Origin of the sequence: Clavibacter sp., from assembly GCF_014802555.1 — a bacterium.
In the GTDB taxonomy this organism is placed as follows: domain Bacteria; phylum Actinomycetota; class Actinomycetes; order Actinomycetales; family Microbacteriaceae; genus Clavibacter; species Clavibacter sepedonicus.
In genome coordinates this window covers 1-8098 of sequence record NZ_JAAVCB010000032.1, presented here as the reverse complement: position 1 = coordinate 8098, position 8098 = coordinate 1, and the positions used below count along the sequence as shown (strand labels likewise).

Sequence of the window (8098 nt, the reverse complement as noted above, 5' to 3'; positions counted from 1 at the left end):
GCCACCGCCCGGCTGGCCCTCGTCGACGGCTGGGGCGGCCTCTTCGCCGTCGCGACCCGGCCCGAGGCGCGACGCCGCGGCCTGTCCCGCGCGGCGATGGCGGCCGCGGTCGACGCCGGACGCGATCGCGGCGTCACCGCGCTCTGGCTCCAGGTCGTCGAGGAGAACGCGGGCGCCCGGGCGCTCTACGCCGGCCTCGGCTTCGCGCCGGTGTCGCGCTACGAGTACTGGGCCCGCGCGGCGCGCGCCTGACGCGGCGCGCGCCTGACGCGTTGCGCGCCTGACGCCCGTCGGCCTCAGACCCCGCCGCCCCCGCCTCCTCCACCGCCGCCGCCGGAGGTCGTGCCTCCCGAGGATCCGCCGCTCGAGCTCGAGCCGGAGTACGCGCCGTGCATGCTGGAGGACACCGAGCCGAGGCTCGACGCGAAGGCAGCGGGCGCGAACGGCGTCTGTCCGGCGTACCAGCCCGGCCGGTCCCGCGCGTGCTCGTAGCGGCGGCCGAGCTCGTCGGCCCACTCGCGCTCCTGGCCGAACATGGCGGCGTACGGCAGCAGCTCCTCGGTGAGGCGCAGCACGTCGCGGTCGTCGCGCGGGAGGTCCTGCCGCTCGGCGCCATCGGGCGACTGCAGCATGCGGATCCGGTCGGCCTCGGCCAGCCGGATGAACTCGCGGAGCCCCGCCAGGTGGTCGCGCAGCGCCACGCCGCGCTCGGTGAGCGGGTGCTTCACGAGCGCGACGATCGCCACCGCCGTCGCGAGCACGCCCACGACGAGGAACGCGATCACGACCGGCCCGCCGTACGCCTGCGTGAGCGACAGCACAGCGAAGGCGATCGCGGCGACCATGCCGAGCGACGCGGCCACCAGCAGCAGCGTGATCGCGCCCACCGGCAGCGGCTTCCGCAGGCCGTCCGCCACGGTGCGCTTCGTGATCCCGGCCATCAGCTTCTGGATCCGCGTCGCCACCTTCGTGTCGGTGCGCTTCAGGTCCTTGACGGCGCCGCCCCCCGCGCCGTCGCCGAAGACCGCGGCGACGAAGCGCCGCTCGTCCGGGTCGGTGACGCGCGACGGATCCACGAGCTCCAGCGAGAACGCCGGCTTCCGGCCGCCGTCCTGCTCCAGGATCCGCATCGCCCCGCGCACCGCGAGGTCGAGCAGGAGCGCGGTGGTCGCGCGCGCCGCGTTCCCGGAGATCACGGAGGAGACCAGCACGCCGACGCCCGCGGGCGGGTCGTACTGGGCGACGATGGTGCCGCGGCCGGGCGCGTCGGCGAGGCGCCGGCGACGCAGCACGAGGGCGCCCGCGGCGGCGGCCAGCGCCAGCAGCGCTCCCGCGAGGGAGAGGCCCGGCCAGGGCGCGGCGAGGAACGACGAGTCGCGCGGCGTGAACGTGCCGGGCGCGAACCCGATGGAGAGGCTGAGGTTCTCGCGCGGCCCGAGGTCGGTCGCGGTCGCGACGAAGCCGGCGTCGGTGCGGGTGATCTCCGCGGGCCCGTCCGCGCCCGCGGGTCCGGCGGCCGCGTCCGCGCCGCCCGTGAGCCGCGGGACGAGTTCCGGCGCGATCTCGACGGTCGCCGACACGCGCCCGAACGGCTGCTCCCAGCCGAGGCCGTTGACGTCCCAGTAGAACTCGTCGGCGTCCGTGTCGGCGTAGGCGCGGGTCACGTCGTGCTGCTCGTACTCGATGACGTAGGCCTGCTCGCCGCGCACGTACGCGTCGTCGTCGGCGATGGTGAGGACCAGCGCGCCGTCGTCCGAGTCGGTCTCGTACGCGCGCGGCGTGCCGGATCCGTCGGTCACGGAGAGCACCCGGAGGCCGGTCGGGTGGCCGTCGTAGTCCTCCACGAGCTCGCGGCGGATCCCCCGGTTCTGGTCCCGGTCGGGGAACTCGGCCACGAGCGTCTCGGTGGTGCGGAGCACCGAGCGGCCGTCCGCGTCGGCCGACAGGCGGTAGTCGGCGTCAAACGAGCGGAAGGAGAAGTCGTCAACGTCGGCGTTCGCCGGGGTGGCGAGGCCGAACGGGATCGCGAGAGCGGCCAGCAGCGCGGCGACGACGGCGAGGCGGATCCGGGTGGCTCGGCCGGCGCGGATCCCCGTGCGCTCACCCACCGGTCGCTCCCGTGCTCGAGCCCGAGCTCGGCCCGGCGTCGACCAGCCGCCAGTCCGCGACGAACTCGCGGACGCTGCGGGTCTCGAGGTCGAGCCGCACGCGCTGCAGCAGCCGGTCCGCCTCGTCGAGGTCGCCGGCGTCCGTGCGCAGGACCTCCCGGCCCGTGTCGATCCGCCGCACGACGAGCTGCGCCTCCCGGCCGAGGCCGCCGACATCCCCGCCGACGACCGCGAGCGCGATGGCGCCGATCGCACGCACCGCCCGCCGCACGGGCCGCCGCGGCCCGGGTTCGAGCACGGCCTCGAGGACCTCGGCGGCGACGGCTGGGTCGTCGCCCTGGTCCCGGCCGCGGTCGCCCTCGTCGTCCCCCGTGCCGGATGCGCCAGCGCTCGTCATCGTGCTCCCCTCGCGCGGCCCCCGCCGCACTCGGAGTCAACCACGGGATCCGCCCGCCAGCAGGGCCGCGGCGTCGGTGGCCAGGCCCGCGTAGGCCGACTGCCGCTCGAGCCCGGACGCCTCCCGCGCCGCGGCCTGCACGACCACGGTCCACGCGTCGTCGCCGTCCTCCACGAGGTACGCGAGCGCGAGCGTGCCCACCGAGCTGCCGCCCTTGAACGCCACGTGGTCGAAGCGCTCCGGCTCGGGCAGGCCGGGGTTGGCCGCGAGGATCCCGCGCACGGGCTCCCCGGCGGGCGTCTCCGCGAGCTCGGCGAGGCGCAGGTGCGCGCGGGCGATGTCGTCGGGGGTCGCGAACCAGTCGACGCCGTCGGTCCACACGACGTCCGTGACCGCGGTGACGTGGACGTCGATGAGGCCGCCGGGCAGAGCGTCGAGGAGCGCGCGCCGCTCGGTCGCGTCGCCGTCCGCCCACTCGGCGCGCAGGGCGCCGTCGTCCTGCCAGCCGACGCGGAAGAGGTCGCGCGTGGTCGGGAGCGGCACGTTGCGCGGCGGATCCGAGTGGCCGAGGTCCGCGAGCGCCGCCTCCACGCGCTCCCGCCCGACGGCCCGGATGACCATGTCGGTTGCCGTGTTGTCGCTGATGGAGATCATCTTCCCCGCGGCCTCGCGCACGCTGACGACGGTGCCGGTCGGGGCGTCCTGCAGCTCGCCGGAGGGGAGGCTGCGGACGTCGTCGGTCACGGTGAGCGGGTCGTCCCAGCCGATGCGGTCCTCCTCCACCGCCTGCACGAGCGCGCCCAGGACGTAGAGCTTGAAGATGGATCCGATGGGCCGCGCCTCGGTCGCCGCGACGCCGTCGGGCAGCACCTCGAGGATCCGCTCGCCGAGCTCCCCGTCGGAGGCCCGCGTGACCGTGAGCGACACGTCGCCGCCGAGCGCCGCTGCCTGCTCCTCGAGCTCCGCCCAGCTGGTCGCGGGCTCCCGGTCGCCCTCCGGCTCGCCGAAGAACAGGCCCGCGATGAGCCCCGCGTCGTCGACGGCGACCTGCATGTCGAAGGTCCCGGCCCCCTCGCTCGCGATGGTGGTCACGGACTGCCCGCCCTGCTCCTCGTGCGCGGTCGCGGTCCACGGGCGGCCGCCGCGCACCTGCTCCAGCACGCCCGCCAGCTCCTCCGCGGGCGCCGCGTCGAGCATCACCTGCGCGAGCCGCTCGCCGGTCTCCTGCACGGGCACCGCGTCGTCGGCGTTCACCGTGTCGAGCAGCCACTGCGCCTGCTGGCCGACGGGCGACGACGGCAGCACCACGGGCTCGGCGATGGTCGCGGGCGTGGCGGGATCTCCGGGGGACGCCGAGCACGCGGTCGCCAGCGCGGTCACGGCGGCGAGGGCGATCGCGACGCGGGATCGGCGGGATGGGCGGGTCGGTCGGTGCGGTGACGCGGGCATGCGTCCATCCGACACGAATAGGGCCGCCCGGGCGTCCCCCAGGAGGGGGAATCGTCCGGGCGGCCCCGTGGGTCGCCTCGTGGCGGGGTGGGATCAGCCGCGCGGCTCGACTCGGCTCTGGCCCGCGTCGCGACCGGAGACGATGTTCGTGTCGATGCCGATCGCCCCGTCGCCCGTGCCGATCGTGTGCTCGAGGATCTGGTCGAAGGCCCAGTTCTCCGGGATCTTGACGCCGAGGTTCGCGCCCCAGCCGGTGGACATGTCGGCCACGTAGCTGAGCTCGGTGAGGTGCGCGGCGGCGAGCGTGCGGCAGATGCGGCGGCCGGCGTACACGCCCACGCGGTAGGAGCTGCCGCGGCGGCGGAGCTCGTCGTGGATCCCGCGGAAGTACGGCGCGAGGTACGTCTCGACCTCGTCGCCCGTCGCGTCGAAGTCGACCGCGTAGTAGATGGGTGTGCCCGGCAGGAAGCCGAGGCGGCGGGCCGCGTCGTCGGCCCGGCCGGCCGCGCGCACCCCGAGGCCGTACGAGAAGTACGTGGTGTCGGTGCCGCCCTCCTGGAAGATCGGGACGACCTTCAGGCCGCCCGCGAAGATGGCATCGAGCTCGCCGTCCACGATGCGCTTCTCGAGCGCGTCCGGCCGGTCGGAGTTCGTGAGGTAGCGGCCGACGATCGTGTAGCCGGCGTCCTTCAGGGTCTTCGCGCGCTCGGGCGTGATGACGGTGATGCCGTCCGCCGCGGTGCCCGGACGCGTGGGGTCGCCGTTGCTGGCGAGGAGCGCGGCCCACGTGCGGTAGTCGCCGCGACCGGTCTCGGGGAGCGCCACCGTGCGCTGGAACTGGCTGATGCGCACGCCCTGCTCGGCGGAGAAGGTGCCGTCGACCGGCCCGTCCCACGTGCTCATGACCACGAGCGACGCCTGGAGCAGGTGCACGAGGTAGCCGGTGGTGTCGGCGGATCCCACGGTGAGCGTCGCCTGCTTCTGCAGCGCTGCGCGCGTGAGCGGCCCCATGACGCCGTTGGCCGTGGCCTCGTCGATGCCGATCTCGAGCTGGAGCGCGTGGATGAGGACCTTGTGGGAGTCGCCCGTCCACACGCCGTCGGTGGTGACGGCGGGGAAGCCCGTGCGGGCGCCGTAGCGCGCGACGAGCTGCTTCTGGATGTCGCGGACGACCGGGCGGCCGTTGGACGCGAGTGGGACCTCGGGGATCGGGGTCGCGGGGGTGGTGGCGTCGTCGGCGTGCGCGGGACCCGCGGCGACGAGGGCGACGGGGACGGCGGCGAGGGCGCCGCCCAGGACGGAGCGTCGGGACAGGACGGAGCGTCGGGACAGGACGGAGCGTCGGGACAGGTTCATCGGTGTGCCTCCCATGCCTGGCCGCCGAGCAGACCGGTCCGCGGAGCGGCACGGTCGTCCGGAGGACGGCGGTCTGCGGTTGTCCGACGGCCTGATGGCGACGCGTGGTGCCGCCGGGCCGAGCGGGCGTGAACGGACACCATACGTGAGGCCCGCGCGCGACGCCGCCCGGCATCCACAGGGGGGGCGGGCGGCGGGCGTGCGGTGGTGCGACGCGGTGGGGGCGGGCGTCAGCTGGCGGCGGGCGCGGATCCCGCGGGCCCGTCGGATCCGTCGTCGCCCGCGCCGCGGTCGCCCGGGCGCATGCGCTCGCGCGCGTGGTGCATGGTGTCCGACGGCACGGGCGGCACCCCGCGGGAGAGCCGCGAGAGGCCGACCCGCACGACGACCGCGGTCGCGATCCCGAACAGCGCCAGCGTGATGAGCGTCGCCGCCCACAGCGGCAGCGCGAGCAGCAGCGCCACGATCACCGCGGCGAGGAGCCCGAGCGACACGAGCGCGAGCGCGACGCCCGCGCCGAGCATGATGGCGCCCGAGCGGGCGGACCGGGCGCGCTCGCCGATCTCGCGCTTGGCGGAGTCGATCTCGGCGCGCACCGCGCGGAGCAGGGGGGTCGATGGCCTTCTGGGCGAAGGATCCGCCCAGCCAGCCGCCGCGGGACGAGCTGTCGTCGTCGGTCATGGTCGTTCTCTTCTCTCGTGCAGGGGAGGGGGCGGGCAGACGGCCGCCCCGGCCCGGATCGCGGAGGATCCGTACCGGGGCGGCCGCGGGATGGATCAGGCCAGGCGGGTCTCGCTCGACATGCTCGAGCGGAGGCCGCCGGTGATCTGGATGACGACCGGCACCTCGGTGCCGAGCACCGCGTCGAGCCGGCTCACGGCCTCGTCGACCGTGCGGCGGACCGCGACGGGTGAGACGCCGCGACGGGCGACCGCGGTGACCCGCAGCGTGGTGCTGCGCGCCACCTCGAACGCCGTGACGTCGACGGAGACGATCGCGGAGTCGTCGCGGAGGGCGTCCCCGAGCAGCTGCTCGGCGACCTTCGCGTCGATGACGACGGATCCGCCCGTGGGGGTGGACGCGTCGCGACCGCCCTCGAGCCGGACGAGCGTGCCGGTGCGGCCGTGCCCCTGGCGGAGCGCGAACCAGGCGAGGACCACGATGAGGACGAGCGCCACGAGGGCGACGACCCAGAGGATCCACTGCTGCCCGCCGGAGAGCGCGTCGGCGACGGGCTGCTTCGCGTCGGATGCGGCGCCGGAGACCGTCGACTGGACGTCGGGCAGGAGGCTGCCCGCGCCGAGGGCGACGCCCGCGGCGATGAGGACGAGCCCGACCACGATGACGAGGAGGCGGTTCAGCGCCCTGTTCGTGCTGGTCATGAGCCCACCTTCCCGTCCTTCGCGAGCGTCACCTTGGCGGTGAGCTTCGGCGTGTAGTCGTATCCGTCGAGCTCGGCGCGAACGGCCTGCTCGATGGCGGCCTTGTCCGGCGTGTACCCCGAGGAGGGCGTGAGCCGGACGAGCACCTGGCGCTTCGAGACCGAGACGTCGACCTGGTCGGGCGACACCTCGCCCGCGTAGCTCGCGGTGAGGGCGACGGATCGGGCGATGACGCGGTCGTCGACGACGGCCGCGGTGCGTCCCACGCTCCCGCCGCGGCGGCCGCGGCTGCCGGGCGTGATGCCCACGATGACGAGGACGAGCCCGACGACCGCCACGGCGACGCCGACCGCGACGAGGGCGCCGGCCGGGGCCGATGCGGCGTCGAGGGTGGCCGACGCGAGGTCGGCCGGGGCCAGGAGCAGCGGGGCGGAGCCGATGGCCGCGAGGACCGACTCGGTGCCGAGCCAGGCGAGCACGAGGATCAGCAGCACGGCGAGTGTGATGGCGATCCCGGCGCGCGACGAGTGCGTCTCCCGCCGCACGAGGCGGCGGTAGGTGCTGTCGGTGCTCATGAGACCCTCCTGCGTTCCTGGATGCGCGCGCCCGTGATCCGCAGGTCGACCCGGCCCACGGTGGACCCCGTGAGGCCGAGCACGCGGTCGCGGACCTCGGTCTGCGCGCGGATGAGGCGCTCCACCAGCGTCCCCTCGCGGACCGGGCGGTCCGAGAGGGCGGGGACGCGGATGGGGGTGCGCGCCTCGACGGTGAGCTTGCCGCCGGCGTCCGTCAGCGTCACGGAGACGTCGGTCGCGGGCACCTCGAGGGCGTCCGCGGTGACGGCCGAGACGACGCGGCGCACGGCGCGCGACGTGATCGTGGTGCGGCCGCGGGTCGCCTGCGTCGCGGTGCCGGGCGTCCCGGGGGCCGCGATCGCGGCGCTCACGACGACCGGCGCCCGCGGAGGGCGTCGGCGAGGCCGCGGACGTCCAGCTTGCCCTCGAGGACGCGGCCGACGCCGAAGCCCGCGGCCATGAAGATCAGGACGAGGAGGAAGCCGCCGAAGCCGAATGCGAGCCCGGAGAGCGCGAGGACCGCGCCGACGAGGAGGCCCGTGGTCGTGGGGGTCACTGGACGCGCTTCTCGGCCGCGTCGTCGTCGGACGACTTGTCAGACGGCAGGTTCACGTCGGTGATCGTGACGTTGACCTCGGTGACCTCCATGCCGACGACCTGGGTCTCGCCGACCTCGACGGAGATGCCCTGGCCGCGGTCCTGCTGGCCGATCACGTTGCGGATCGCGCCGACGGCACGGGCCGCGCCGTTGCCGAGGTCGTGGACGCCGGGGACCTGGCGGGCCGCGATGCCGGCGACCTTCTCCACGACGCCGTCGGCGATGGTGTTCTT

The 8098-nt window shown here is 75.3% G+C and carries 11 protein-coding genes; 1 reads left to right on the top strand and 10 read right to left on the bottom strand.

Annotation, left to right across the window (positions count from 1 at the left end; all coding sequences use genetic code 11):
- The coding region (locus HDR73_RS04125) for a GNAT family N-acetyltransferase (RefSeq protein ID WP_287136254.1) at positions 1-252 on the top strand (252 nt) is incomplete at its 5' end.
- A 44-nt stretch (positions 253-296) separates the two neighbouring features.
- Here the strand turns inward: HDR73_RS04125 and HDR73_RS04120 are convergent.
- The 10 genes from HDR73_RS04120 to HDR73_RS04075 form a co-directional block, all read right to left on the bottom strand.
- Positions 297-2108 carry a DUF2207 domain-containing protein gene (locus HDR73_RS04120; RefSeq protein ID WP_012298312.1) on the bottom strand — a complete coding sequence of 604 codons (1812 nt, stop codon included), beginning with the start codon at positions 2106-2108 and terminating at the stop codon, positions 297-299.
- Complete coding sequence (locus HDR73_RS04115) at positions 2101-2505, bottom strand: hypothetical protein (RefSeq protein WP_012298313.1); 405 nt, start codon at positions 2503-2505, stop codon at positions 2101-2103. Before HDR73_RS04115 ends, HDR73_RS04120 begins: the two co-directional genes overlap by 8 nt.
- A gap of 36 nt (positions 2506-2541) precedes the next feature.
- The gene (locus HDR73_RS04110; RefSeq protein WP_086935889.1) at positions 2542-3954 is read right to left on the bottom strand and encodes a serine hydrolase; all 1413 of its coding nucleotides are present in this window, start codon (positions 3952-3954) and stop codon (positions 2542-2544) included.
- Between the two features lie 93 nt (positions 3955-4047).
- Positions 4048-5310, bottom strand: coding sequence for a glycoside hydrolase domain-containing protein (locus tag HDR73_RS04105; RefSeq protein WP_012298315.1), 1263 nt, complete (start codon positions 5308-5310; stop codon positions 4048-4050).
- A 230-nt stretch (positions 5311-5540) separates the two neighbouring features.
- A complete protein-coding gene (locus HDR73_RS04100; RefSeq protein ID WP_012298316.1) occupies positions 5541-5906 on the bottom strand; it encodes a phage holin family protein in 366 nt (121 codons plus the stop codon).
- Positions 5907-6086: 180 nt separating this feature from the next.
- Positions 6087-6692: a hypothetical protein gene (locus HDR73_RS04095; protein WP_012298317.1), complete on the bottom strand. Its 606-nt coding sequence runs from the start codon at positions 6690-6692 to the stop codon at positions 6087-6089.
- Entirely contained in the window at positions 6689-7267 is a 579-nt protein-coding gene (locus HDR73_RS04090) for a hypothetical protein (protein WP_041464401.1), read from the bottom strand. The genes HDR73_RS04095 and HDR73_RS04090 overlap by 4 nt, the downstream gene beginning before the upstream one ends.
- A complete protein-coding gene (locus HDR73_RS04085) occupies positions 7264-7638 on the bottom strand; it encodes a hypothetical protein (RefSeq protein WP_012298319.1) in 375 nt (124 codons plus the stop codon). The genes HDR73_RS04090 and HDR73_RS04085 overlap by 4 nt, the downstream gene beginning before the upstream one ends.
- Positions 7635-7823: a DUF2273 domain-containing protein gene (locus HDR73_RS04080; protein WP_012298320.1), complete on the bottom strand. Its 189-nt coding sequence runs from the start codon at positions 7821-7823 to the stop codon at positions 7635-7637. Before HDR73_RS04080 ends, HDR73_RS04085 begins: the two co-directional genes overlap by 4 nt.
- Positions 7820-8098: Asp23/Gls24 family envelope stress response protein (locus tag HDR73_RS04075; RefSeq protein WP_287136250.1), on the bottom strand; the 279-nt coding region annotated here is incomplete at its 5' end. The genes HDR73_RS04080 and HDR73_RS04075, both read right to left, overlap by 4 nt.

Coding starts and splice junctions, on each gene's coding strand:
- HDR73_RS04115 (WP_012298313.1), bottom strand. CDS start 2,505: ATGACGAGCGCTGGCGCATCCGGCACGGGGGACGACGAGGGCGACCGC.
- HDR73_RS04090 (WP_041464401.1), bottom strand. CDS start 7,267: ATGAGCACCGACAGCACCTACCGCCGCCTCGTGCGGCGGGAGACGCAC.
- HDR73_RS04095 (WP_012298317.1), bottom strand. CDS start 6,692: ATGACCAGCACGAACAGGGCGCTGAACCGCCTCCTCGTCATCGTGGTC.
- HDR73_RS04105 (WP_012298315.1), bottom strand. CDS start 5,310: ATGAACCTGTCCCGACGCTCCGTCCTGTCCCGACGCTCCGTCCTGTCC.
- HDR73_RS04110 (WP_086935889.1), bottom strand. CDS start 3,954: ATGCCCGCGTCACCGCACCGACCGACCCGCCCATCCCGCCGATCCCGC.